Source organism: Pseudomonas sp. L5B5, assembly GCF_020520285.1.
In the GTDB taxonomy this organism is placed as follows: domain Bacteria; phylum Pseudomonadota; class Gammaproteobacteria; order Pseudomonadales; family Pseudomonadaceae; genus Aquipseudomonas.
The window spans coordinates 816,025-841,314 of record NZ_CP084742.1; the positions used below are offsets into that span (position 1 = coordinate 816,025).

At 65.2% G+C, this 25,290-nt stretch carries 22 protein-coding genes; 15 read left to right on the forward strand and 7 right to left on the reverse strand.

Going from position 1 to position 25,290, the window contains the following annotated elements; all coding sequences use genetic code 11:
• Positions 1 to 2: 2 nt before the first annotated feature.
• The 12 genes from LGQ10_RS03645 to LGQ10_RS03700 all read left to right on the forward strand — a co-directional run bounded on the left by LGQ10_RS03645 (position 3) and on the right by LGQ10_RS03700 (position 14,393).
• Complete coding sequence (locus LGQ10_RS03645; protein WP_058434343.1) at positions 3 to 626, forward strand: isochorismatase family protein; 624 nt, start codon at positions 3 to 5, stop codon at positions 624 to 626.
• Positions 623 to 2,536 carry an anthranilate synthase family protein gene (locus tag LGQ10_RS03650; RefSeq protein WP_226524724.1) on the forward strand — a complete coding sequence of 638 codons (1,914 nt, stop codon included), beginning with the start codon at positions 623 to 625 and terminating at the stop codon, positions 2,534 to 2,536. Before LGQ10_RS03645 ends, LGQ10_RS03650 begins: the two co-directional genes overlap by 4 nt.
• Before the next feature lie 3 nt (positions 2,537 to 2,539).
• Positions 2,540 to 3,376 carry a PhzF family phenazine biosynthesis protein gene (locus tag LGQ10_RS03655; protein WP_226524725.1) on the forward strand — a complete coding sequence of 279 codons (837 nt, stop codon included), beginning with the start codon at positions 2,540 to 2,542 and terminating at the stop codon, positions 3,374 to 3,376.
• Positions 3,373 to 4,041, forward strand: a complete 669-nt coding sequence (gene phzG, locus LGQ10_RS03660) for a phenazine biosynthesis FMN-dependent oxidase PhzG (protein WP_226524726.1) — start codon at positions 3,373 to 3,375, stop codon at positions 4,039 to 4,041. The genes LGQ10_RS03655 and phzG overlap by 4 nt, the downstream gene beginning before the upstream one ends.
• Positions 4,042 to 4,181: 140 nt before the next feature.
• Entirely contained in the window at positions 4,182 to 6,014 is a 1,833-nt protein-coding gene (gene asnB, locus LGQ10_RS03665; protein WP_058435878.1) for an asparagine synthase (glutamine-hydrolyzing), read from the forward strand.
• A 461-nt stretch (positions 6,015 to 6,475) separates the two neighbouring features.
• Entirely contained in the window at positions 6,476 to 8,653 is a 2,178-nt protein-coding gene (locus LGQ10_RS03670; RefSeq protein WP_226524727.1) for a type VI secretion system Vgr family protein, read from the forward strand.
• Between the two features lie 16 nt (positions 8,654 to 8,669).
• The gene (locus tag LGQ10_RS03675; RefSeq protein WP_058433393.1) at positions 8,670 to 9,122 is read left to right on the forward strand and encodes a DUF6484 domain-containing protein; all 453 of its coding nucleotides are present in this window, start codon (positions 8,670 to 8,672) and stop codon (positions 9,120 to 9,122) included.
• Positions 9,123 to 9,134: 12 nt separating this feature from the next.
• Complete coding sequence (locus tag LGQ10_RS03680; protein ID WP_226524728.1) at positions 9,135 to 10,277, forward strand: DUF2169 domain-containing protein; 1,143 nt, start codon at positions 9,135 to 9,137, stop codon at positions 10,275 to 10,277.
• A gap of 5 nt (positions 10,278 to 10,282) precedes the next feature.
• Positions 10,283 to 11,338: a beta-ketoacyl synthase N-terminal-like domain-containing protein gene (locus tag LGQ10_RS03685; RefSeq protein ID WP_226524729.1), complete on the forward strand. Its 1,056-nt coding sequence runs from the start codon at positions 10,283 to 10,285 to the stop codon at positions 11,336 to 11,338.
• Positions 11,335 to 12,246 carry a DUF4150 domain-containing protein gene (locus LGQ10_RS31395; RefSeq protein ID WP_319003942.1) on the forward strand — a complete coding sequence of 304 codons (912 nt, stop codon included), beginning with the start codon at positions 11,335 to 11,337 and terminating at the stop codon, positions 12,244 to 12,246. The genes LGQ10_RS03685 and LGQ10_RS31395 overlap by 4 nt, the downstream gene beginning before the upstream one ends.
• Before the next feature lie 2 nt (positions 12,247 to 12,248).
• Positions 12,249 to 13,115 (forward strand): hypothetical protein, encoded by an 867-nt coding sequence (locus tag LGQ10_RS03695; protein WP_226524730.1) that lies wholly within the window; start codon positions 12,249 to 12,251, stop codon positions 13,113 to 13,115.
• Positions 13,116 to 13,121: 6 nt separating this feature from the next.
• Positions 13,122 to 14,393 carry a TIGR02270 family protein gene (locus tag LGQ10_RS03700; RefSeq protein WP_226524731.1) on the forward strand — a complete coding sequence of 424 codons (1,272 nt, stop codon included), beginning with the start codon at positions 13,122 to 13,124 and terminating at the stop codon, positions 14,391 to 14,393.
• A gap of 99 nt (positions 14,394 to 14,492) precedes the next feature.
• Here LGQ10_RS03700 and LGQ10_RS03705 read toward each other — a convergent pair whose 3' ends face one another.
• The 4 genes from LGQ10_RS03705 to LGQ10_RS03720 form a co-directional block, all read right to left on the reverse strand.
• Positions 14,493 to 15,089: a hypothetical protein gene (locus LGQ10_RS03705; RefSeq protein WP_058435098.1), complete on the reverse strand. Its 597-nt coding sequence runs from the start codon at positions 15,087 to 15,089 to the stop codon at positions 14,493 to 14,495.
• 169 nt (positions 15,090 to 15,258) lie between these two features.
• Positions 15,259 to 15,891 carry a hypothetical protein gene (locus tag LGQ10_RS03710; RefSeq protein WP_058435097.1) on the reverse strand — a complete coding sequence of 211 codons (633 nt, stop codon included), beginning with the start codon at positions 15,889 to 15,891 and terminating at the stop codon, positions 15,259 to 15,261.
• Complete coding sequence (locus LGQ10_RS03715) at positions 15,888 to 16,550, reverse strand: LysE family translocator (RefSeq protein WP_226524732.1); 663 nt, start codon at positions 16,548 to 16,550, stop codon at positions 15,888 to 15,890. The genes LGQ10_RS03710 and LGQ10_RS03715 overlap by 4 nt, the downstream gene beginning before the upstream one ends.
• A 134-nt stretch (positions 16,551 to 16,684) precedes the next feature.
• Positions 16,685 to 17,578, reverse strand: a complete 894-nt coding sequence (locus tag LGQ10_RS03720; protein WP_226524733.1) for a LysR family transcriptional regulator — start codon at positions 17,576 to 17,578, stop codon at positions 16,685 to 16,687.
• Between the two features lie 110 nt (positions 17,579 to 17,688).
• On the opposite strand from LGQ10_RS03720, the gene LGQ10_RS03725 reads away from it, so the two are divergent.
• Together LGQ10_RS03725 and LGQ10_RS03730 are read left to right on the forward strand one after the other, a co-directional pair.
• Complete coding sequence (locus LGQ10_RS03725) at positions 17,689 to 18,540, forward strand: isocitrate lyase/PEP mutase family protein (RefSeq protein ID WP_226524734.1); 852 nt, start codon at positions 17,689 to 17,691, stop codon at positions 18,538 to 18,540.
• A gap of 233 nt (positions 18,541 to 18,773) precedes the next feature.
• The gene (locus tag LGQ10_RS03730; protein ID WP_413247604.1) at positions 18,774 to 19,748 is read left to right on the forward strand and encodes an acetoacetate decarboxylase (ADC); all 975 of its coding nucleotides are present in this window, start codon (positions 18,774 to 18,776) and stop codon (positions 19,746 to 19,748) included.
• A gap of 61 nt (positions 19,749 to 19,809) precedes the next feature.
• On the opposite strand, the gene LGQ10_RS03735 is transcribed toward LGQ10_RS03730, so the two are convergent.
• Positions 19,810 to 20,889, reverse strand: a complete 1,080-nt coding sequence (locus tag LGQ10_RS03735; RefSeq protein WP_226524736.1) for a saccharopine dehydrogenase family protein — start codon at positions 20,887 to 20,889, stop codon at positions 19,810 to 19,812.
• Between the two features lie 112 nt (positions 20,890 to 21,001).
• Complete coding sequence (locus LGQ10_RS03740; protein ID WP_058436874.1) at positions 21,002 to 22,141, reverse strand: calcium:proton antiporter; 1,140 nt, start codon at positions 22,139 to 22,141, stop codon at positions 21,002 to 21,004.
• A 517-nt stretch (positions 22,142 to 22,658) separates the two neighbouring features.
• Here LGQ10_RS03740 and LGQ10_RS03745 point away from each other — a divergent pair.
• Positions 22,659 to 23,591 carry an MBL fold metallo-hydrolase gene (locus tag LGQ10_RS03745; protein ID WP_226524737.1) on the forward strand — a complete coding sequence of 311 codons (933 nt, stop codon included), beginning with the start codon at positions 22,659 to 22,661 and terminating at the stop codon, positions 23,589 to 23,591.
• Positions 23,592 to 23,856: 265 nt separating this feature from the next.
• Here LGQ10_RS03745 and LGQ10_RS03750 read toward each other — a convergent pair whose 3' ends face one another.
• A complete protein-coding gene (locus LGQ10_RS03750) occupies positions 23,857 to 25,290 on the reverse strand; it encodes an efflux transporter outer membrane subunit (protein WP_226524738.1) in 1,434 nt (477 codons plus the stop codon).

The window sequence follows — 25,290 nt, forward strand, 5'->3', positions numbered from 1 at the left end:
CCATGACCGGCATTCCATCGATCGTCCCCTACGACCTGCCCACTTCCCGCGACTTGCCAGCCAACCTCGCGCAATGGCAGATCGACCCCGAGCGCGCCGTGCTGCTGGTGCATGACATGCAGCGCTACTTCCTGCGGCCATTGCCCGAGACCCTGCGCGAGAGCGTGGTGGGCAATGCCGCGCGCATCCGACAGTGGGCCGCCGACAACCAGGTGCCGGTGGCCTACACCGCCCAACCCGGCAGCATGAACGAAGAGCAGCGGGGCTTGCTCAAGGACTTCTGGGGCCCGGGCATGCAGGCCAGCCCCAGCGACCGCGAGGTGGTCGACGCCCTGGCGCCGCGCCCGGGCGACTGGCTGCTGACCAAGTGGCGCTACAGCGCGTTCTTCAACTCCGACCTGCTCGAACGCATGCGTGCCAGCGGCCGCGACCAGTTGGTGCTGTGCGGTGTGTACGCCCATGTCGGCGTGCTGATTTCCACCGTGGATGCCTATTCCAACGATATCCAGCCGTTCCTGGTCGCCGATGCGATCGCCGACTTCAGCAAGGAACACCACTGGATGGCCATCGAATATGCCGCCAGCCGTTGCGCCATGGTGGTGACCACCGACGAGGTAGTGCTATGAGCCAGACCACCGCCCACCTCATCGAACGTGTCCTGCAGCCGGCACCGGGGCCTTTCGCCCTGCTCTACCGCCCGGAGTCCAACGGCCCGGGCGTGCTGGACGTGCTGGTCGGAGAGATGTCGGAGCCCGGACGCCTGGCGGATATCGAGCTGCCCGCCACCACCATCGGCGCACCGCACCTGGATGTGCTGACGCTGATTCCCTACCGACAGATCGCCGAGCGTGGCTTCGCGGCCGTCGACGACCAGTCGCCATTGCTGGCGATGAAGATTACCGAGCAACAATCCATCGGCATCGAGCAACTGCTGGGGTTGCTGCCCGATGAGCCGATCCAGTTGAACAGCGAACGCTTCGACCTTAGCGACGAGCGTTACGCCGAGATTGTCAGCCAGGTGATCGCCAATGAAATCGGCTCCGGGGAAGGCGCCAACTTCGTGATCAAGCGCACCTTCCTGGCCGAGATCAGCGAGTACGGCCCGAGCAAGGCCCTGTCGTTCTTCCGCCACCTGCTGGAGCGGGAAAAAGGCGTGTACTGGACCTTCATCATCCACACCGGCGAGCGCACCTTCGTCGGTGCCTCGCCCGAGCGCCACATCAGCGTCAAGGACGGCGTGGCGGTGATGAACCCGATCAGCGGCACCTACCGTTATCCCCCTGCCGGCCCGAGCCTGACCGAGGTCATGGAATTCCTGGCCAACCGCAAGGAGGCCGACGAGCTGTACATGGTGGTCGATGAAGAACTGAAGATGATGGCGCGCATCTGCGAAGACGGTGGCCACGTTCTCGGGCCTTACCTGAAGGAAATGGCCCACCTGGCCCACACCGAGTACTTCATCGAAGGCAAGACCCGCCGCGACGTCCGGGAAATCCTGCGCGAAACCCTGTTCGCCCCGACCGTCACCGGCAGCCCGCTGGAGAGCGCCTGCCGGGTGATCCAGCGCCACGAGCCCCAGGGCCGCGGCTACTACAGCGGCATGGCGGCCTTGATCGGCAGCGATGGCAAGGGTGGGCGCTCGCTGGACTCGGCGATCCTGATCCGTACCGCCGATATCGATCACGCTGGGCAGGTGAAGATCAGCGTGGGCTCGACCATCGTCCGCCACTCGGACCCGATGACCGAGGCCGCCGAGAGCCGGGCCAAGGCCGCCGGCCTGATCGCCGCGCTGAAGAACCAGGCGCCTTCGCGTTTCGGCAATCACCTGCAGGTGCGCGCCGCCCTGGCCAGCCGCAATGCCTATGTTTCGGACTTCTGGTTGACCGACAGCCAGGAGCGGCAGCAGACCCAGAGCGACTTCAGCGGCCGCCAGGTGCTGATCGTCGATGCCGAGGACACCTTCACCTCGATGATCGCCAAGCAGATGCGCTCCCTGGGGCTGGTGGTGACGGTACGCAGCTACAGCGACGACTACAGCTTCGACGGCTACGACCTGGTGATCATGGGCCCCGGCCCTGGCAACCCGAGCGACGTCCAGCAGACGAAGATCAATCACCTGCACCTGGCCATCCGTTCGTTGCTCGACGAACAGCGGCCCTTCGTTGCGGTGTGCCTGAGCCACCAGGTGCTGAGCCTGTGCCTGGGCCTGGAGTTGCAGCGCAAGGCCATTCCCAACCAGGGCGTGCAGAAACAGATCGACCTGTTCGGCAACGCCGAACGGGTGGGGTTCTACAACACCTTTGCCGCCCAGAGCGCCAGCGACCGGCTGGATGTCGATGGCGTCGGCACCGTCGAGATCAGCCGCGACAGCGAGACCGGCGAAGTGCATGCACTGCGCGGGCCTTCGTTCGCCTCGATGCAGTTCCATGCCGAATCGCTGCTGACCCAGGAAGGCCCACGGATCATGGCCGACCTGCTGCGCCATGCCCTCATCAATACCGCCGCCGGCAGCACCGCTTCGGCCACCGGGAGATAACCCATGCACGAATACGTCATCATCGACGCCTTTGCCAGCGTCCCGCTGGAAGGCAATCCGGTCGCGGTGTTCTTCAAGGCCGACGACCTGTCGGCCGAACAGATGCAACGCATCGCCCGGGAAATGAACCTGTCGGAAACCACCTTCGTGCTCAAGCCACGCAACGGTGGTGACTGGCGGATCAGGATCTTCACTCCGGTCAACGAACTGCCCTTCGCCGGGCACCCGTTGCTGGGCACCGCCATCGCGCTGGGCGCCCACACCGAGAATCACCGGCTGTACCTGGAGACCCAGATGGGCACCATCGCCTTCGAACTGGAGCGCCAGGCTGGCCAGGTGATCGCCGCCAGCATGGACCAGCCGATCCCGACCTGGACGGCGCTGGGCCGCGACGCCGAATTGCTCAAGGCCCTGGGCATCGCGTCCTCGACCTTTCCCATCGAGATCTACCACAACGGCCCGCGCCACGTGTTCGTCGGCCTGCCGAGCATCGAGGCCCTGTCGGCCCTGCACCCCGACCACCGCGCCTTGTCGAACTTCCACGACATGGCCATCAACTGTTTTGCCGGCTCGGGACGGCGCTGGCGCAGCCGGATGTTCTCGCCGGCCTATGGCGTGGTCGAAGATGCCGCCACCGGCTCTGCCGCCGGACCGCTGGCCATCCACCTGGCCCGCCACGGCCAGTTGCCGTTCGGCCAGCAGGTCGAGATTCTCCAGGGTGTGGAGATCGGTCGGCCATCGCTGATGTTCGCCAGGGCTGAAGGCCAGGCCGATCATCTGAAGCGGGTCGAAGTGTCCGGTAACGGCGTGACCTTTGGACGGGGGACCATCGTGCTATGAACAATCCACTGCAAGGCAAGCCGCTGCTGGGCACCGGCATGTCGGAATCCCTCACCGGAACCCTGGAAGCGCCCTTCCCCGAGTACCAGACCCTGCCCGAAGACCCCATGGGCGTGCTGCGCAACTGGCTGGAGCGCGCCCGGCGCGTGGGCATCCGTGAACCCAAGGCCCTGGCCCTGGCCACTGCCGACAGCCAGGGCCGACCATCGACCCGGATCGTGGTGATCAGCGAAGTCACCGACAACGGGCTGGTGTTCAGCACCCACGCCGGCAGCCAGAAAGGCCGCGAGCTGACGCAGAACCCATGGGCGTCCGGCGTCCTGTATTGGCGCGAGACCAGCCAGCAGATCATCGTCAATGGCCAGGCCACGCGCTTGTCCGATGCCAAGGCCGACGCGGCCTGGTTGAACCGGCCTTATGCCACGCACCCGATGTCATCGGTGGCGCACCAGAGCGAAGAGCTCGAGGATGTCCAGGCCCTGCGCGAGGCCGCCAGGAAACTGGCCGAGGTCCAGGGCCCGCTGCCACGTCCCGAGGGGTACTGCGTATTCGAGCTGCGGCTCGAGTCGCTGGAATTCTGGGGTAACGGTCAGGAGCGACTGCACGAACGCTTGCGCTACGACCGCAACGAGACGGGCTGGCGGGTGCGACGTCTGCAACCCTGAATAATGAAAGTGTGTGTCCGGGATCTACCGCGTGAAGGATTGGCAATGGGGGCAAGACAATGCGGTTCACCCGGCACGAGTCATGGAAGTCTTTCCAGCCAACCTCACGCGGCTCATCGATTAATGACAGGAGTTGCTAAATGTGTGGTCTCACAGGATGGGTAGACTATACGCGCAGGCTCGAAGGAGAGAATCCTGCGATTCGCGCAATGACCAATACGCTCGCGTTTCGCGGGCCCGATGCCGAGGGCATATGGAAGCATCCACATGCCCTTCTGGGGCATCGGCGGCTGGCGGTCATCGACTTGAGCGGTGGTGTCCAGCCGATGATCTATCGTTTTGCGGACGGCCAGGAGGTCGCGCTGGTCTACACCGGCGAGGTCTACAACCACGATCAGTTGCGCAACCAGCTGCGCGAACTAGGGCATGAGTTCCTGACACGCAGCGATACCGAGGTCGTGTTGCATGCCTACCTGGAATGGGGCGAGCGTTGCTGCGACCACTTCCTGGGCATGTTCGCCTTCGCCCTGTTCGACGGACGCGATGGCCACCTGCTGTTGGTGCGCGACCGCCTGGGGATCAAGCCGCTGTTCTATGCCCAGCATCGCAACGGCCTGCTCTTCGCCTCGGAGATCAAGGCCATCCTGGCCCATCCGGAGTTCACCACGGCGCTGGAAGTGACGGGGTTGGTCGATGTACTCACGCTGTCGAAGGGCACCGACCAGACGCCGTTCAAGAACCTGAAGGAATTGCTGCCCGGTCACCTCTTGTCCTGGCGTCCCAATGGCCAGATAAAGATCCACAGCTACTGGGAAGTACGCCGCCAGGAGCATCAGGACGATCTGCAGGGCACGGTGGACAAGACCCGCGAGCTGGTCACCCGGGCGCTGGGCTCGCAGTTGCAGGCCGATGTGCCGGTGTGTTCGCTGCTGTCCGGCGGGCTCGACTCCACCGCCCTCACGGCGATCGCCCAGCGTCTGGAAAAGGCCAGGACCGGCGGGGATATCAATTCCTTTTCGGTGGATTTCACCGGCCAATCCGAGCACTTCAAGAGCGACGACCTGCGCCCCGACCAGGACCAGCCCTTTGCCCTGCTGGCCGCGAAGTCCATCGGTAGCCGGCACCAGACTGTCCTGATCGACAACGCCGAACTGGTTTCCGACCTGGCACGCCGGGAGGTTTTCCGTGCCAAGGATGTACCGTTCACGTTCGGCGACATGGACACCTCGTTGAACCTGCTGTTCAGGGAGATTCGCAAGCACTCCACGGTGGCCATCTCGGGCGAGGGAGCCGACGAGGTCTTCGGTGGTTATGGCTGGTTCCGTGACCCCAAGGTCGTGGCCACCGCGAACTTCCCCTGGGCGTCGCGGGTGCAGTTGCCGGTCGATTTCATCAACCCGGACTTCAACCGCCAGTGCGACCTGGCCAAGTACCAGCAGGCGAGCTACAACGACGCCCTGCGCCAGGTCGAGCACCTGGCCCAGGACAGCCCGCAGGAACGGCGGATGCGCGAGCTCTGCCACATGCACCTCAAACGCTGGATGGTGATCCTGCTCGATCGCAAGGACCGCCTGAGCATGTGCAACAGCCTCGAAGTACGGGTGCCGTTCACCGATCACGAACTGGTGGAATACATCTACAACGTGCCGTGGTCGATCAAGAGCAAGGATGGCGAGGAGAAGTGGCTGCTCAAGCAAGCCTGTGCGGACTATGTCCCGCAGGCGGTGCTCAAGCGCAGGAAAAGCCCCTATCCGACCTCGGCCGACCTGGGCTATGAACGCTTCCTGCGTCACAGTGCAGGGCAACTGCTGCAGGACACCGGCAACCCGGTGTTCGGCATCGTCTCCCACGCACATGTAGCCCAGGAGCTGAGCCAGCCCGAGGGTTACTTCAATACGCAAATGAGCCGGCACAACCTGGAAACAGCGTTGGCGCTGGATGCCTGGCTGCGCTCGCACGGCCTCGCGGCCTGATCGACGCGGGCCAGTCGCGCACGTCCAGCCCGCCCGGGTTGGCAATCCTCACCCTCTCGCCGCCTGCGCGTCCTGCGCGGGCAACCTGGCCTGGTGCCAGTCCTCGCCGGGAGCTGCCCCTGCTCCCGGCCCTCTCTCTCGTCGCAGGTCGGCCGCCCTTGGCACACCGGGGCCTGCGGCCACTTATCGGTATTGGGAATAACATAAATAGCCAAACAGACTAAGCAGGTGGTCAAGGGCCGGCGGACCTGCACCGAGGCAGTCACCGCCCCTGGCACAGGGCAGTTTCTTGACAGCCGGCCAATAGCGCTAAAACTTCAGGGGCAGATGACATGGCCGATACGGAGATCCCCCTGTGTGGATGAATAACGATAACGATGTCCGATGCGGTTCCTCTTCTTGTCCCTGCCCTGCCCCAGACGGCCGACTGACGTCCTGACACCCGCCAGAGGAAGCCGTGCATGCCCATCACGCAAAACACCCGCCTGGTACACGTCGACAGCCCCCTTGGCGAGGATGTCCTGCTGTTGCAGGGCATGGAGGGCAGTGAAGAACTGGGGCGGCTGTTCCACTACGAACTGGACCTCACCTCCGAGGACCGGGCGATCAGGTTCGACCAGTTGCTGGGCAAGCCAATGAGCCTCGGCCTGGAGCTCCCGAGCGGCGGCAAGCGCTACTTCCATGGCATTGCCTGCAGTTGCCGGCAACTGACCGGGCATGGCCAGTTCGCGGGTTACCGCGTCAGCCTGCGGCCATGGCTCTGGTTGCTCACCCGGACCTCGGACTGCCGGATCTTCCAGAACAAGACCGTGCCGGACATCATCAAGCAGGTGTTGCGCGACCTGGGTTTCTCCGATTTCGAAGACAGCCTGAGCGCCAGCTATCGCGAATGGGAGTACTGCGTGCAGTACCGCGAGACCAGTTTCGACTTCGTCAGCCGGCTGATGGAGCAGGAAGGCATCTATTACTACTTTCGCCACGAGAAGGACCGCCACGTGCTGGTGCTGGCCGATGCCTACGGCGCCCATGGCACCGCTCCGGACTATGCCTCGGTGCCCTTCTATCCGCCCGACCAGCAGATGCGCGAGCGTGACCATTTCTACGACTGGCAACTGGCGCGGGAGGTACAGTCCGGCTCGCTGGCGCTGAACGACTACGACTTCCTGCGCCCTCGCGCCAGCCTCGAAGTGCGTTCGAGTGTGCCGCGCAACCACAGCAACGGCGACCACCCGCTCTACGACTATCCCGGCGAGTACCTGCAAAGCAGCGATGGCGAGCATTACGCTCGCACCCGCATCGAGGCCATCCACAGTCAGTTCGAACGCGTGCAACTGCGCGGGCGTGCCCGTGGCCTGGGCGCAGGTCACCTGTTCAAGTTGACGGGCTACGACCGTGCCGACCAGAACCGTGAATACCTGGTGGTGGTCGCGCGCTACCAGATCCGCCAGGAAGCCTATGAAAGCGGGCAAGCGGACCTGGCCGAGCCATTTCTCAGCGAACTGGACTGCATGGACGCCAGCCAGGCCTTCCGCCCGCTGCCCCTGACCCCGATGCCCATCGTCCGTGGGCCCCAGACGGCCGTGGTAGTCGGCCCCGACGGCGAGGAAATCTGGACCGACCAGTACGGCCGGGTCAAGGTGCACTTCCACTGGGATCGCCATGACCAGTCCAACGAAAACAGCTCCTGCTGGATTCGCGTGTCCCAGGCCTGGGCCGGCAAGAACTGGGGAGCCATCCAGCTCCCGCGGATTGGCCAGGAGGTGATCGTCAGCTTTCTCGAAGGCGATCCGGACCGCCCGATCATCACCGGTCGCGTCTACAACGCCGAACAGGCTGTGCCCTACAAGCTGCCGGCCAATGCCACCCAGAGCGGCGTGAAAAGCCGCTCGAGCAAGGAAGGCTCATCGGCCAACTTCAATGAAATCCGCATGGAGGACAAGAAAGGCGCCGAGCAATTGTTCATCCACGCCGAAAAGAACCAGGACATCGAGGTCGAGAACGACGAGACCCATTGGGTCGGTCACGACCGCAGCAAGACCATCGACAACGACGAGACCGTGCGCGTCAAGCACGACCGCAGTGAACGGGTGGACAACCACGAAAGCATCTCCATCGGCGTGAACCGTACCGAAGAGGTGGGCAACAACGAAAAGATCACCATCGGCGTCAATCGCACCGAACGGGTCGGCAGCAACGAAACCATCACCATTGGCGCCAACCGCACGGAGAAGGTCGGCGCCAACGAAGACATCACCATCGCCAGCCACCGGACCGAAGACGTGGGCGGCAACGAGAGCATCGCCATTGGTGGCAACCGCGATGAAACGGTCAAGGGCAACGAAGGCATCGAGATCGATGGCAACCGCAGCAGCCGGATCGGCCAGAACGAATCCCGCGACGTGGCCCGCAACCGCAGTACCGACGTCGGCCAGGACGATCGCCTGAACGTGGGCAAGCACTTCGTCCTCGACGCCGGCGATTCCATCAGCCTGACCACGGGCGCTGCCAGCATCACCCTGAAAAAAGACGGCACGATCACGATTAGCGGCAAGAACATCACCCTCGACGGTTCCGGCGCCATCAACATCAAGGCCAGCCGGAACGTCGTCGTCAAGGGCCAGAAGATACTGCAGAACTAGCCATGGAGCCCGCGTTATGACCGTTCAATGCCCTCCTCCTGCCATCTGCGTCCCCACCCGGGTGGATGGGGTCGTGCTGGGCGTACTGCTGGATGTGCCCAGTGCCCAGGCACCGGTGGTGGCCTTTCCCGGCTGCCCGGTGGACACCGGGCTGGTCGCCCGCACCACCACGGTGCTCGATCGCCAGGACATCGGCGCCCAGGTGGCCCTGATGTTCGAAGCTGGCGACCCGGCCCGGCCGCTGGTGATCGGACGCATCCAGCGCCTGCCGGACACCGCGACGCCTGCTGTCGCCCACCTCGATGGCGAGCGCCTGGAGTTCAGTGCAGAACGGGAAATCGTCCTGCGTTGTGGCAAGGCCAGCATCACCCTCACCCGCGAAGGCAAGGTGCTGATCCGTGGTGCCTACCTGTCGAGTCGATCATCGGGGGTCAATCGGATCAAGGGTGGATCGGTGCAGATCAACTGAGGCAGCAGGGCCATGGAACTGATCAACAAGACCCGCCTGGAAGCCAGCTACACCACCTCCACCGACAAGACCGGCCGCGAGTGGCTGGTGGTGGTTGCCAAGGGAACCTATGGCATTCCCGATCACCGCGACCATGAACCGCGGCTGCTGGAGCAACAGCTGCCGCTGGTCACGGCGGATGTTTTCCTTGGTGAGCCCGCAGAGTCGCCCGCGTTGTATGAAAACGACTTTGCCCTGCACAAGCCACGTTGCGATGTGCTGCTCAACGGCCACTGTCATGCACCCAATGGGCAGCCTGCCACCCAGGTGAGCGTGGCGCTGAAGATCGGCAGCCTGGTCAAGGCCTTCAATGTCATCGGGCCGCGGGTCTACGAGGCCGGGGCCTACACGTGCTCGGTGGGCAAGCCCGCGCCGTTCACCCGGATCCCCGTCAGCTATGCCCAGGCCTTTGGCGGCGTGGACAGGACACCTGCCGACGCCACCCGACACACCTGGTATCCGTGGAATCACACCGGCGTGGGCTTCCACCCGGGTGCCGAGCTGGCGCAACTGCACGGCTTGCCCCTGCCCAATAGCGAGGAGCTGGACACCCCCGTCACCGACCCGGGGGGCGACTACCGGCCGATGGCATTCGGCCCGGTCGGCCGGGCCTGGCAGCAGCGCATCCGCTGGGCCGGCACCTACGACCAGGCGTGGCTCGACCAGCAGTTCCCCTTCCTGCCGGAAGATTTCGACCTGCGCTACTTCCAGTGCGCACCCGAGGACCAGCAGATCGACTACCCCCAAGGCGCGGAAGAAGTGGCCCTGCTCAATCTCGATGCGCGAGGCAGGAGTGCATTCAGGCTGCCGACCCACCTCCAGCTCGCGGTGCTGGTGGTCTTCCACGATGACCACGCCCGGGAAACCGCAGCGGTGGTCGACACCATCCTGATCGAGCCCGATGCCCAGCGCCTGGCCCTGACCTGGCGGGCGTCCTCGCCCCTGGGGCGCAACATCAGGGAAGTCGCCAAGGTGATCGTCGGGCAACGGCTCGAGCGCTTCGAACAAGCCCGGGCCCATGAACGACGCATGCAGGGCAAGCAGCACTTCAAGTCGCTGGACCTGCTGATCCGCTGGGCAACGGCCGCGTCGCCCCCTGAAACGCAGCCGAGCTGAAGCCCATGCATGGCACTTCCCTGTTCGTCACCGGCATGGGCCTGACCTGCCCCGTCGGCACCAGCGTGGCCAGCGCCTGCGCCGCCAAGCGCGCCGGGCTCTCGGCCTTGCAGGAGCTGCCGTTCCTGGACAACACGGCCGACCCCATCATCGGCGCCCAGGTTCCCGGTTTCGACCTGGCCCTGCCCGCCCCCACGCGCCTGTGCCATCTCATGCTCCAGGCGCTGGGCGAGTTGCTGGCAGGCGCACCGCAACTGGACTGGCAGGCGGTGCCCTTCCTGCTGTGCCTGGCCGAGCCGGAACGCCCTGGCGTGAACATCAAGGCCCTGGCCCAGGCGATCATCCAGGAGCTGTCAGGCACGCTGGGCATCCAGGTCCACCGGGGCCACTCCAGGATCATCCCGGCCGGGCATGTGGCGGCCATGCACGCCCTGGAGGAAGCTGGCCGGCTGATTCGCGAGACGCGCGCGCCGGCCTGCCTGGTGGGCGGGGTCGACTCGCTGCTGACGGCCTCGACCTTGCAATGGCTGGACCGTGATCGCCGGCTGAAGACGGCGAACAACCGGGACGGCCTGTTTCCCGGCGAGGGGGCCGCGGCAATCCTGGTCCAGGCCCACAGCCTGCCTGGCACCTGCCTGCAGGTGGCGGGCCTGGGCGTCGGCCAGGAACCGGCGCCCCTGCTCTCCGGCAAGCCACTGCGAGGCGACGGGCTGAGCGCCGCCGCGCGCACGGCGCTGGCGCAGGCCCGGCTGGGTTTCCATGAAATCGACCTGCGCCTGTCCGATGCCACGGGGGAGCAATACGGGTTCAAGGAAATCCCCCTGGTGCAGGCCCGGCTGGCACGGACCGTGAGAAAGGAGGACCAGCCGCTCTGGCACTGGTCCGAGGCCATCGGCGATAGCGGGTCGATTGCCGGGATCATCCAGCTGGTTCTCGCAGACCAGGCGCTGCGCAAAGGCTACGCCCCCGGTACGAACGCAATCTGCATGACCAGCGCGCTGGGCGGTGCACGGGCGGTGGCCGTGGTACGCGATGCCAGGCCAACCGGGAGTTGCCCATGAGCTGCGAGGTCTACGCCAACGGCGACGAGATTGCCTGCAAGGCAGGCGGCGGCAAGGTCATCGCCGCGTTCCCGGATGTGTGCCTGACACCCCCGGCACCGCCGGCGGGGCCGATTCCGGTGCCTTATCCCGATACCTCCTATTCCCGGGACATGAAGAAAGGCAGCAAGACGGTCAAGATCAAGCGCAAGGAGGTGATGCTGAAGAATCTGTCCTACTACAAGACCTCGCCCCTGGGCGATGAGGCGGCGACCCGCAGCCAGGGAGCCGGGATCATCACCCATGTGATCACCGGCAAGACCTATTTCGTTTCGTGGACCCTGGATGTGCTGTTCGAAGGCCAGAACATCGACCGGCATACCGACCTCACCACGTCGAACCATGCCAGCCCGATCGCCAATGCCGCGGTGCCCATGGTCAACACGGCCAAATATGCCCCGGTGCAACAGGACTCCAAGGTGCCGGGCAAGCACAAGTGTGAATGTTGCGGTGGCGCAGCCCACAGTGAAGCCCAGGCGAAAGGCGAATACCTCTCCGAAGACGAGTTCTACGACACCGCGCAAAGCCCGCAGAACGCGAGCCTTTTGGCCAAGGTCCGCGCCGATCCCAAGTGCAGGCACCTCCTGCCTCCTGCCGGGAAGGCGCCCAGTGGCTGCAACAAGTATTACAAGACCAGCATTCGCGAGAAAAAGAACATCGAGAACGACTGGGCGATGAACAGGCCCGGCTACATGGCCTGGCAAGGCGTACCGCCGGGAGAGCCCGTCGCCCATCGGGTTCCCAAGGCGGCCGGCGGCTGCCCTGCCGGACAGGGAAACCTGGCGCCCACCGGTCGCAAGTGTGCCAAGCTCGAAACCCAACTGAGTACGCTGCAAGATTCGCGTGCCACTAGTTTGCGCAGGCCCTGAAAATGAACACCAACCACTACAAGTACACCGACCGCCCCGGCTTCCTCGACGGCTGCTTCTACTGGAAAGGCCGTGGCTATCACTACGCCGCTACGGCCCCCGCCCAGTTGCTGGCGCCGAACGCCTGGCAGGACGACGACCCGTGGATGGCCCTGGCCGCGATCCTGGAAAGCGCCAAGCGCGGGGATTTCAGCCATGTCTCCCGGCTCAGGGGGTTCATCCTGGATGAAGCCAGCGTGCCGACCCTGGTCAGCGCCTGCCTGGGCCTGACCGCCGATGCGGGGCTGGAGTCCGACCTGGATTTCCTCGCCGAACTGATGATCCAGGGGCCGGACTACCTGCGTATCGAAGCCAGCCTCGCGGCCCAGTGGTCGGGGGTGATGTGGCTGGTTCCGTTCATGGTCGAGGCCCGCTGCGCGCTCGAGCGCCAGGCCGACCGGGAAGCCGTGGAAGCCAATATCTCCAACCTGCTCGACCCCCTTGAGGGCGAGCCCGAATTCTACGACAGCGGCCTGGACGAGGCGCAGTACCGGCACGCCGTGGATGCGCGGCTGGCGCAACTGCAAGCGCTGCATGGCAGCGACCGGCTCTCGATCCTCGCGGGCACCGTCGTCGATGTGAACCGCCAGGCCTGGCTCATGAGAAAGGCCCTGGTGCCCAACGACCCGGACGCCTGGCTCGACTGGAGCAGCTTCCTGCTCTGGAGACGCACGTTCGAGGTGTACTCGGGCATCGACTGCTCCAGCTTCTATGGCCGCCACGGCGAGTTCCAACCCCTGAATGCCGGCGCCGTGCTGGACCAGTACCTGGCCTCCCCCCTGGAACTGGAGATCGGCAGGCGCCACTTCTTCGGCCGTCTGGTGGTATAGCCAGCCATGCCCCTCATTGCCTCGATGGTCGAACAACACGCCGAAGAAGCGGGTTTTCTCATCCTGCTTCACGATCACGCGGTGCATGGGCCCCATTACGATCTGGATGACCTGGGGCGGCTGGACGAGCGCATCGACGCTCATCTGGATGGCTTGCGGATCGCCGGCCCCGCGGGTTTGCAGGTCCTGCTGGCGCAGCTGGGCCCGGATGCCATCGGTGAAATGTTCGCCAGCGTGGTCCTGGCGTTCCAGACCCAGGATAGGCAGGGCCTGTCGCGCCTGAACGAGTACCTCAAGGGGGCGGCGGGCACGGAGCGCGGTTACCTGATGGCCCTGGGCTGGCTCGACTGGGAATGCCTGGCGCCCTGGATCAACGCCATGCTCGCCTCCTCCACGCCGCTGTTCCAGCGCCTGGGCCTGGCGGCCTGCGGCATGCATAGGCGCGACCCCGGCGCGCCCCTGCAACTGGCCCTGGCCCAGGTCGACCCCGGCGTGCTGGCACGTGCCGCCCGCACGGCCGGCGAGCTGCGGCGGCGTGACCTGCTGCCGGCTCTTCATCAGCATCGCCAGCATGGGGACGTGGCTACGCGCTTCTGGATCAATTGGGCCACCGCGCAGATGGGGGATGAACAGGCCCTGGAACCCTTGCGCGAGTTCGCCGAGCGCCCCGGCCCGTTCCAGTTCCGTGCACTGTGTGTCCTGCTGGCCTGGCAACGACGCGAGCTCAGCATCAGCTGGATCTGCCAGCTGATAGAGAACCCCGGGCAGTTGCGCACCGGCATCCAGGCCATTGGCCTGGTGGGTGATCCGGTCAGCGTGCCCTGGCTGATCCAGCAGATGCACGAACTGCCATTCGCCCGAGTAGCCGGCGAGGCCTTCAGCCTGATAACCGGTGCCGACCTGGCGCTGCTCGACCTGGAACTACGGGTGCTGCCGGACTTCGATGCCGGGCCGAACGACGATCCCGAAGACCCCAACGTGCTGATGGACCCCGATGAAGACCTGCCGTGGCCGGACCCGACGGCAATCGCCGCCTGGTGGCACAACCATGGAGCCGGCTTGCAGAGCGGTATCGGCCACATGCTGGGACATCGGCAGAGCGAAAGCAGCTTCCTGCACGCCCTTGCCCGGGGCCAGCAACGCCAGCGCATCGTCGCGGCTTGTGCAATAGCCCGCTGGCGGCCGGACCAGCCGCTGTTTCCCACCAGTGCGCCGGCCTGGCGACAAAGGAACTGGTTGCGCACCGCGCAGGACCCGGACAACGAGCACCGACCCTGAACCGCAGACGCTATCGACTGGCTTGCATGCCCTGGCACAGAACAGCAGGCCTGGCCTCACATCAAGCGGTTATCGGCTCCGTTCACCGTCCCTGCGACCTCACCAGAACCAGCCACCACGGGCCAGTTCCTGTTCGCAACTGCGGTACTGGGCGCCGAACAGCGAGGCCCGGGCCTGGACCTTGAGCGATACGTTCTTCAGCCAGGGCTTGGCGTCGTAGCTGCGGTTGCGATAGCCGCCCCAGCCTTCGTGGTAGTTCAGGTACTGGCCGTAGGCATCCCACTTGGAGGTGCGGTTGACGTTGTAGCTCTTCTGCATGTACCAGCCCATGAAGTCCAGGGCATCGGCGAAGTTGTCGCGGCTGGCCCCCCAGCCACCGGCATCCTTCTTGTAGTCGGCCCAGGTTTCGTCCTTGGCCTGGGCATAGCCGTAGGCGGTGCTGACCCGGCCCCAGGGGATGAAGCCAAGGAAGTAGTAGCGCGGTGGCAAGGCGTCGTGCTTGAAGGACGACTCCTGGTACATCATCGCCATGGGCACCTGGATCGGTGCGCCCCAGCGCTGGTTCATCTTCAGCGCCGCTTCGTACCACTTCGGCTTCTCGCGAAATATCTCGCAGAGGTTTTCGGGGTTGGCCGGAGGCTTGGTGGCGCAACCGGCAAGGGCCAGGAGCAGGACGGGGGGCAAGAGCCGAAGCATGGAGGGAACGTTTCCTTGGGCGCGGGCATGGGGCTGCCCTTCGGGCGAAGCTTTATACACATTTTGCCAGCAGTCGGCGATACACCAGCGCCCAGAGCTGTGTTGCAACTCGCAACAGCGCCTGGCCAGGCCAGGCCTGCCGGCAAATACCCAGCAGGCCCACTGCCGGTCAATCGGGGCGCCAGCGCTCTCCACGATTGTTGCCGGTGCCCTTGTAGCCGCCGTAGCCATCCGGTTCCCAGCCACCGCCGGCATTGTCCCCGGTGCCGATGAAACCGCCACGGCCATCGGACTCCAGCCCCCTGCCCTGGTTCTTGCCAGTACCGGTGTAGCCGCCACGCCCATCGGAGACATAACCACGCTTGCGGTTCTCGCCCGTTCCCTCGTATCCGCCCTTGCCATCGGACACCCAGCCACCCGAGGCACTGCCTTCCCCCCTAAAGGCACCCTTGCCATCGGACTTGTAGTCTTCGCCGTAGTTGGTGCCGGTACCCGTATAACCACCCGAACCATCCGGGGTGAAACCGGCGCCCTTGTTCAGCCCGGTGCCCTTGAGCCCGCCATCGTCGGCTGGAGCATAGCCACGGCCAAAGTTGTTGCCGGTGCCCCGGAGCGATCCGTCTTTCTGCAACTCGTAATCGGACCCCTGGTTCTTGCCCGAACCCTTGAAACCGCCATGCCCGTCGGGCTCGTAGCCGCGATCCTGGGCAAAACCCTGGCCGATGAAACCTTCGGCGGCCAGCAGCGGCGTGCCGGCGCCGAGCAAGGCGATGGCCAATAGCAGGTGGGAGTGTCTGTTCATGCCGTATCGATATCCTTGGAGCGCAAGAATCCTTGGCCTGCTGGACCGCAGCGGGACATCGCCATCCAGCCGGCGCAACCGGTCATGATCCCGGCCGAGGTGCGGTTCAGGCGCTGCATGGCCCGGGGCGACTGGATCGCCCGCTTGATCCGCGCCCCGGTCACCAGGTACGCCAGTTGGATACTCAGGTCGATGCCCATGCCCAGTGCGGTGATGAAGGCCACCTCCGGCCAGGACAGCGCCGTCAGGTCGAACGCATGGGGCAGCACCGCACCGAAGAACACCACGGCCTTGGGGTTGCTCAGGGTCAGCAGCGCTCCGGCGAGCAGCCCGCGGCTGGCCGAACGCTTCGGCGGCTCCTCGGGTTGCGTGGGGTTCTTCAACCACAGCTTCCAGGCAATGAACAGGATGAAGGCCACGCCAAGCCACTTGACGCCGATGAACAGGTATTCGAAACGCAGCGCCAGCGCCGCCAGGCCCAGGGTGGCCACCAGCAGCCAGAGGGCATTGCCCAGGACCATGCCGCCAATGAACGGCAAGGTCGAGCGGGCTCCACGGGATACCACCTGCCCCAGCATGGCGGCCTGGGCGGGGCCGGGAATGGCCGCGGCAATGGCGAACGGCACGGCGAAAAACCAGATCGAAGCAGTCACGCTCATCGACGAAATCTCCCAGGTCACTGTCATGTCGGCCTGGATACTCGCATCGTGACGGCCACTCGGGCAATGCCCACTACAGTGCTGGCGCTGGACTCATGACCGGTCCTGGCGCGTGGACCACAGGGGACACGGCATCAGCCCCCGGCAAGAACCTCCCGGGCGCACTGCAACAAGCCGTCGACCACCGCGGAAGGCGTCTGCGCCAGGGTGGCCAAGCCCAGGGTCGCGCGCGGATGCTCCAGGGCCAGCTGGCGAAAGTTCAGCCCGGGGCGGGCCATTCGCTGCATCGATGCCGGCACCAGGGCGACGCCCATGCCGGCCGACACCAGGTTGACTGCCGACGAGACCTGGGGCGCCTGTTGGTGGATCCGCGGGCTGAAGCCCTGGGCCCGGCAAGCGCTGACTATTTCGGCGCTCAGGCCGTAGCCGGACTTGCGCGAGTAGAGAATGAAACGCTCATCGCGCAGGTCCGCAAGGTCCAGGCGATCGCGGGCGAGCAAGGGATGACCATCGGGCAGCACCACCATCAGCGGCTCTTCACTGAGGATCTGGAACGCCAGGTCGCAGCCCCCGGCAAAAGGCGGACGGACGATGGCGGCATCAATCTGTCGCTCCAGCAGGCGGCCGACCAGGGTTTCGCTGTTGCCCTCCACCAGGTTGATCTGCACTTGCCGATAGCGCTGCTGGTAGAGATGCAGCAACGCGGTCATGCCTTCGTTGAACGACGCCGACTCGGTGAACCCCAGGGTCAGGGTGCCAATCTCGCCGCGCGCTGCCCTCAGCGCCCTGCCCTTGGCTTCCTCGGCCCGGGCCAGGATGTCCCGGGCGCAGACCAGGAAGGCCTTCCCGGCATCGCTGAGGACGATGCCGCGCCCCTGGCGATGGAACAACGGCGTGCCAATCTCCTCCTCCAGTGCCCGTATCTGCTGGCCCAGCGGCGGCTGGGCAATATGCAGGGCCAGGGCCGCCTTGGTCAGGCTCTGGGCCTCGGCGGTGGCCACGAAGTAACGCAGGTGCCTGAGCTCCATGGAATGTTCTACGTTCTGATTTTGGATAATTAGAATATTAGACATAACAGATGCCCAGGACCAAGCTTTGCCTATCCAAGCAACGACACCCGCCAGCCCTGGGAGGCGCCATGAAAAATACGAGGAAACTACGCGATCTGTTGGCCAGCGGCGAAAGCCTGATAGCCCCCGGCGTCTACGACGGGCTCTCGGCGCGCCTGGTGGAGCTGGCCGGGTTTTCGGCCGTCTACGCCAGCGGCGGAGCGATCGCCCGTTCCGCCGCGCTGCCGGATATCGGCCTGTTGAGCTTCAGCGAGGTCCTGGAGCGTGTGGAGAAGATCGTCGATGGCAGCGCTTTGCCGGTGATCGCCGATGCCGACACCGGGTTCGGCGGCAGTGCCAACGTCGAACGTACGGTACGTGCCTTCGAACGTGCCGGGGTGGCGGCACTGCACCTTGAAGACCAGGCGTTTCCCAAGCGCTGCGGGCACCTGGACGACAAGTCGCTGATCGATACCGAGCAAATGTGCCGCAAGCTGCGCGTCGCCCGCCAAGCCCTGGACGATCCCGACCTGGTGTTGATCGCCCGCACCGATGCCATTGCCGTCGAGGGCTTCGACGCTGCCCTGGAACGGGCCCGGCGTTATGTCGAGGCCGGGGCGGACATGATTTTCGTCGAGGCCCCGGAGACTCTCCAACAGATCCGCGAAATCGCCGCCCGTATCCCCGGGCCCAAGCTGATCAACATGTTCCATGGCGGCAAGACCCCGATGATGCCGGTCGAGGAACTGGCGGCCCTGGGTTATCAGCTGGTGATCATTCCTTCCGACCTGCAACGCGCGGCCATCCATGCCACGCAGCAAGTCCTGGCGCAGATCAAGCGCAGCGGCGACAGCTCGGCGCTGGCCAACCAGCTGGCGAGTTTCCAGGAGCGCGAGCAGATAGTGCGCACCCGCCGTTACCTGGACCTGGACCGAGGCTGAGGGCCCAAGCACCCGCAAGCCTGTCATGGCGACAGGCAGGGCCGTGCGCAGTGCTTGCCTGAAAAAGACCGATCCGCAATCGCTTGACATTAAAGTTAAGTTAAACGTTAGGGTTTCTCCGACCCCACAAACGCCGCCCGAGCACGGGCTGGCACTCAACGCCGTGGGTCATCCCAACAGCGTGATGCATCTCCCTGGAGAACTGGAACGTGAAACTTGTCACCCTCGCCGCAATGACCGGAGCCCTCGTGGCTCCCCTCGCCGACTCCGCCCTCGCGGCCCCACCGGGCCAGGCCGAAACCACGATGATCGATATCGCCGGCCACCCGGTGCCGGTGCTCAAGGGCGGCCTGTACGACCGCTATCGCTCCAACCCGCCGCTGTCGGTGATCGCGGCCGAGGCGCCGGGGATGGACCTGAGCTGGTTCAAGCAACTGGCCAAGACCCGGGTCGACATGGGCTTCGAGTCCTATTCGCCGAACTTCTACTACCAGAACAGCCGTATCACCGCCGTCTATACCGCTGACCTGGCGCGCCTGCGCGAGCTGATCCCGGCCGAGGTGCTGGCCCAGGTCCAGCCGTTGCAGGTCTGGCCTGGGCGAGGCCTGGTGGCCTTCACCGCCTACACCTACGACTACTGCGACAACGACAGCTACAACGAGGTCGCCCTGTCGATCGTCACCAACAAGCCAGGCAAATCCAACCTCGGCCCCCTGACCCTGGTGGGCCAGTCCATCTCCAAGGACTTCTGGGGCTACGTGCTCAAGCTGCCGGTGAATAGCGAGCTGGCCCGGGTGCGCGGCGTGGTGGGCTACAACCTGCCCAAGTGGCTGACCGACATCAGCCGTCGCGAGGACGCCCAGAGCCTGTCCTACGACATCATCGACAGCCAGACCGGCAACGTCGACGTGATCTTCAAGGGCAGCAAGCTTGCGGACCTGTCCCATGACGTCGGCATGATGACCAATAGCTTCACCAACCTGGACCACAACGGCCAGTTGGCCTACGGCTACGCCACCTCGCGCCAGACCCGCCATGCTTCCAGCAGCAGCGCTGACGCCGTGCGCCTGATCCTCGGCGAAGGCAGCCTGTCCGACTACCTGCGTTCGCTGCAGCTGGGCAAGTTGGTGAAATACGAGTACGTGCCCGAGTTCCAGGGCGCGCTCTATGCCCCAAGGCCCCTGGCCAGCCTGAACGATAGCCACTGACCCCAGGTGTCCTGACGTGACCGGGGCCGATCGCCAAGCCGTCGGCCTCGGTGGCCACCGATCACTCGATGCGTAATGGGCCGGACCCCGGCAAGCTGCTGACCAGCCCGGCCCCCAGCAGCTTCGCCGGAGTGTAGGCGCCACCCTCGGGGCGCTCGCCTGCCAGGTGCTCGACCACGGCCAGCGCGCCACTGACGGTCAGGCTGTAGACATTGGCGGTGTGCACCCGGGCCACCTTGCGTTGGCCTTGGGCATTACGCGCCTCGCCCCAGACATAGGTGCCCTGGTCGGCCCGCTTGGCATCGTCCGGGCCGGTCACGGTCTTGCCGATATGCGCCTTGAGGCGCTTTTGCACCCAGGCCAGGCCCAGCAACGGGCGAATCAGGTTGGCCAGCCTGGCGCCGCGGATCATCCCGGCCGAACCCGGGAGGAAGACTTCGATATTGGCAATGCCGGTGGTGTGATAGGCCGTGGACACATCGCCCCAGGGAATGGTCATGGCGAGTTTCTCGCCGGCACCGAAATCGATGCGCCGTACCTGATAGGCCAGCGGCACCGAAACGATCTTGCCGTCGCGCCGCACCTTGCCACCCTGGGCCATGCCTTCGACCGAGGTCTTGGCAGTACCGGGCGAAAAGCTCGAACGCGAGTCGAAACCCAGGGCCAGGTGCGTGGCGTCGGGCAGCGCCGCCTTGAGCGCAGCGGCGACGCAATCGGTGGGGATCACATCGAAGCCCACGCCCGGGCAGATCACCACCCCGGCCTCCCGAGCGCGCAAGTCCAGGGCCTGGGCATGTTCGAAGACCCCGATCTCACCGGTGATGTCCAGGTAATGGGCCTTGGCGTCCAGGCAGGCCTGCATCATCGGCGCGGCGGTGGCCGAGAACGGCCCGGCGCAATGCAGCACCAGGGCCTGTCCACGGACCTGGGCCGCCAGTTGCGCCCCGTCCTCGAGCCCGAAGATCCTGGCCTCCAGCCCCAGTTCCCGAGCCAGCGGTTCGACCTTGTCGCGACTGCGTCCGGCCAGCACCGGGCGCAAGCCACGCTTGACCGCCTCGCGGGCGATCAGCTCGCCGGTGTAGCCATAGGCGCCGTAGATCATCCATTGCATCTGCTCGGCCTGGCGGGGTTGCTGGTTCATGTGCTGCTCCTGGCATGGTGGGGCGAGGCGGCACACTGCCCTCCTCGATCAGGACCCGACGCTAACCTTCAAGTCCGCTTTAGAGTCAAGGGGCCCAGGCCCCCTGCCCTGATCAAGGATAGAAAAGCAGCAGCCCGAAGACCATGAAGGTGGCCAGGTGCATGAAGCCCTGGATGGCAGAGGTACGCTGGCCGTTGAAGCTCACCAGGGTCAGCAGTGCAGTGATGGCGAACAGCAGCATCTCGGCGCCGGACAACCCCATGATCACCTGCTTGTGGGTGACCAGCCCGATCACCAGGACGGCGGGCACCGTCAGCCCCACCGTGGAGACGAAGGCCCCCAGGCACAGGTTCAGGGCGCGCTGCATTTCATTGTTGAGGGCGGCCTTCACCGCCGTGATCGATTCAGGGGTGAACACGATGATCGCGATCAGCACGCCGCCCACTGCCACTGGCGCCCCGGCCTTCTCGATGCCGTAGTCGGTGACCACCGCCAGGTAATGAGCCAGCAGGACGATGGGCAGGATCAGGCCAAGCAGCACCAGGGTGCGCAGGATCAGCTCACGCTTGTTCAGTGGGCCCTGGAGGGGCTCATGGCCGGCCTCGCGCACCTGGGGGACCTGCATGCAACCTGCCGGCGGCTGGATGAACAACCGCCGATGGCTCTTCATCTGCATCCCCAGGAAGGCTGCGTACAACAGCAAGGTAATGAGCGAGATCCCCACCGCCTGGGTGGCGCTGAATTCACCGGCGCGGGAGGTGAAGTTGGGCAACAGCAGGGCAATCCCCGTCAGCAGCACGATCATCGACACATACGAACCGGCCCCCTGGGCGTTGTACTCCTGCTCGCCGTTTCTGGCCGAACCCACGATCAGGCACAGGCCAATGACCAGGTTCATGATGATCATCATGACCGCGAAGATCGAATCCCTGCCAATGGTCGGCAGATCCCCGGGCCCCAGCAGCATGGAGGCAATCAGGATCACCTCGATCGAAACGATGGACAGGGTCAGGATCAGCGTCCCGTAGGGTTCGCCCAGCTGTCCGGCAAGATGGTCCGCCTCGTGCACCACGCCAAAGGAGGCGATCAGGATCGTGCTGAACAACAGCAGGAAGATCCAGCTGGCGTTCAGCGGATCGAGGGGCCCACCCAACAGGTCGTCCCCCAGGAAAAAGAACAGGCCCACCACCAGCCAGGAGCCCGCAAGGCGCAACCAGGTTGTCAGCGGCACTAATCGAGAATGTTCGCTCATGTGTGTCTCATCTTCAGTTCATTGCACAACAAACATAGCCGGGGCCAGGTCCAGCGCCGGCTCGCGGTGAATCACGGGCTGGCACAGCCCTTGTCCGCCTTTCCAGGGACGCCTGCGTTGGCAAGCCGGTGGAGGCCGTGGCGCAGGTACGCCCGAGTGACCTGACGCAGGCGCGCAGGAACCGCCAGGCGCAGCGGGAAGCTCGCGCGCAGCACGGGGGAAGGAACAGGCAGGGAACGTATCGCGGGGATGTTGACCATGGGGCGTGCTCAGAAGCTTCGGGCCGTCCCGCATGTCGATCCTGGCCCCGGGGTCGTCCCCGGGCAGGGGGTTGAAAGCGCCTTGCAAAGTGGCGCTGCGACGCACTCTATCACCAGTGTGCATGCCGATTCCAGGCTCGAGTCCTGCGAATCCTGCGGCATTCAACCAGCGAATCTTGTTCCTGCAAGTCGGCCGACACAGATGTACCGTTTATAGTGGTGATGGTTATCCGAACGTGACACAAGGGAGGTACAGCATGCGATCTACCCAGGGTGGCGAGGCTTCATCTTCAGGAATCGAGCACCTGGATATCGGTCGCGTCTCGATATTTTTCGGCGATCGCCATGGCAAGTATCCGGATGGTAACCAGGTACTGATCCAGGGAACGGATACCCTGGCGGCGTTCGATACCCCGATCGTCTCCAATTTCATTGGCGCCCGGTTCGATGCCACCGAGTTGGTGGTGCTGGGCCATGCCCACGAAGACCACATCGCAGGCCTGCACCGCCTGCCGGACGCCAGCGTCCACGTGCATCAGGCGGACTTGCCCGCCGCACGCAGCTGGCAGGGCCTGGCGGCCGCGTTTGGCATCAGCGACCAGGAGCAGGCCAGGGTCATGCTCGAACGTTTAGAACAACAGTTCTTCTACGCCCCGCGCCCCGACGCCCAGGGTTATGAGGACGGTGCCTGCTGGGAGCTGGGCCGCTCCAGGGTCCGGGCCTTCCACATGCCCGGGCATACCGTCGGTCACACGGTGTTGCTGGTGGAGCCCGAGGGCGTGGCCTTCATTGGCGATATCGACCTGACCGGTTTCGGCCCCTACTACGGCGATGCCAGCTCCAACCTCGGGGACTTTCGCCGCAGCCTGCAGCGCTTGCCGGATATCCCGGCCAAGGTCTGGGTCACGTCCCACCACCGTGGCGTCTACACCGACCGTGAACGCTTCCTTGAGGCCCTCGCCGCGTTCGCCGGCAAGCTCGATGAGCGCGAAAACCGGCTCCTGGCCTGGCTGGACGAACAGCCACTGAGCCTTGAACAACTGGTGCAACGCGGGTTGTTGTACCCGCCGGGGTACGCCGCGCCCTGGGTCGCCGATGCCGAGCGGCGCACCATTTCCCAGCACCTGGCCGAGCTGCAGCAGGCGGCGCGGGTGCAACTGGATGAGCGCGGCTACTACCGTCCTGGCTGAACCGGCTCGGGCTGCCAGTGGCCAACGCTGATGCCCACACCTTCGAACAGATGTTCCTGCATGGCAGCGTCGCCCAGGACGGCAAGCTGGGCAGGCACCCATGAAAAAAGCCGGCTGGATCGCTCCAGCCGGCCCCATGGCGCAGTGATTGACGTCCGTCAACGGCAGCAAGCCCGCAGGCTGCGGCTCGTCGATAGGCTTGAGTTGATGACATTGGAGACATCCGCCGGACATGCTCCGGCGGGCGTCGAACACTCACTCAGGGCTAATCCTGGCGTTGCGCCAGTTGCCGCTGTTGCGAGTCCTGCCAGCCGCCGCCCAGGGAGCGGAACAGATCCACCAGGGCGACCTGGCGCTGGGTGCTGATCTCGATGAACGCCGTTTCGTTGGCAAAATTGCTGCGCTGGGCGTCCAGGTAGCGCAGGTGGCTGTCGATGCCGCCTTCATAACGCGCCTTGGCCAGCTTCAGCGATTCGCTGCTGGTGTTGGCCAGGGCTCTGCGCGCCTGTTCTTCACGGCGCAGGGTGTCGGTGGCCGCCAGGGCGTCCGCCACTTCGCGGAACGCGGTCTGGATCGTGCCCTCGTAGGCCGCCACCGCCGAATCCTTGCGCGCCTCGGCCAGGCTCAAGCCGGCGCGGTTGCGCCCGCCATCGAAGATCGGCAGCGACAGCGTCGGGATGAAGCTCCAGGAGCGCGAGCCGCCATCGAACAGCCCCGACATCTGCGCACTGGAGGTGCCGAAGCTGCCGGTCAAGGTGATCCGCGGGAAGAACGCTGCCCGCGCAGCGCCGATATCGGCATTGCGCGCTTGCAGGCGGTGTTCGGCAGCGAGGATGTCCGGCCGGCGCTCGATCAGCGACGAGGGCGAACCGGCAGCGATGTCCTGCACCAGCAGCGGCTGCTCCGACAGTTTCTCGGGAATCGACCTGGCCGCATCCGGGGTGCCCAGCAACAGCACCAGGGCATTGAACGCCTGCTGCTTCTGGCGCAAGGCGGCCTCCTCATCGGCCCGGGACTGCTCCACCAGCCCCAGCGCTTCCTGGTAGTCCAGCGCGGTGGCATTACCTACCGCACGGTGGCGGCTGATCAGGGCGAAGGAGTATTCGCGGCTGGCCAGGGTCTGCTGGGTCAGGACCAGGCGGCGCTGGGCACCATCATGGACCAGGTAGGCCTGGGTGACCTCGGCGATCAGCGCGATGCGCGCCGAGCGCCCGGCCTCCTCGGTGGCCAGGTACTGCTGCAATGCGGCGTCGCTGAGGCTCTTGACCCGACCGAACAGGTCCACTTCGTACTCCGGCAGCGACAGGCCGACCTGATAGGTGCTGGCCACGCCACCCCGGCCACTGCTGGACAGGTCCGATGGCAGGCGCTGGCGGTTGCCCGAGGTTCCTGCGTTCAGGCCTGGAAGCCGGTCGGCCCGCTGGATGCGGTACTGCGCCCGGGCCTGTTCGATGTCCAGCAGGGTCTGGCGCAACGAACGGTTGTTGTCCAGCGCAGTGCCAACCAGACGGCGCAGTTGTGGGTCGACGATGAAGGCTTGCCAGTCCAGTTCACTGGCCTGGCGCCCCTGCTGGGCGGGCGAATCGTTCCAGCTGTCGGCTACGGGCGCCGTCGGGCGCTCGTAGGTCGGGGCCATGGAGCAGCCACCCAAGGCCAGGGCGATCAGCAGCGCCGATACGGTAAAAGCGGGGGTACGCAT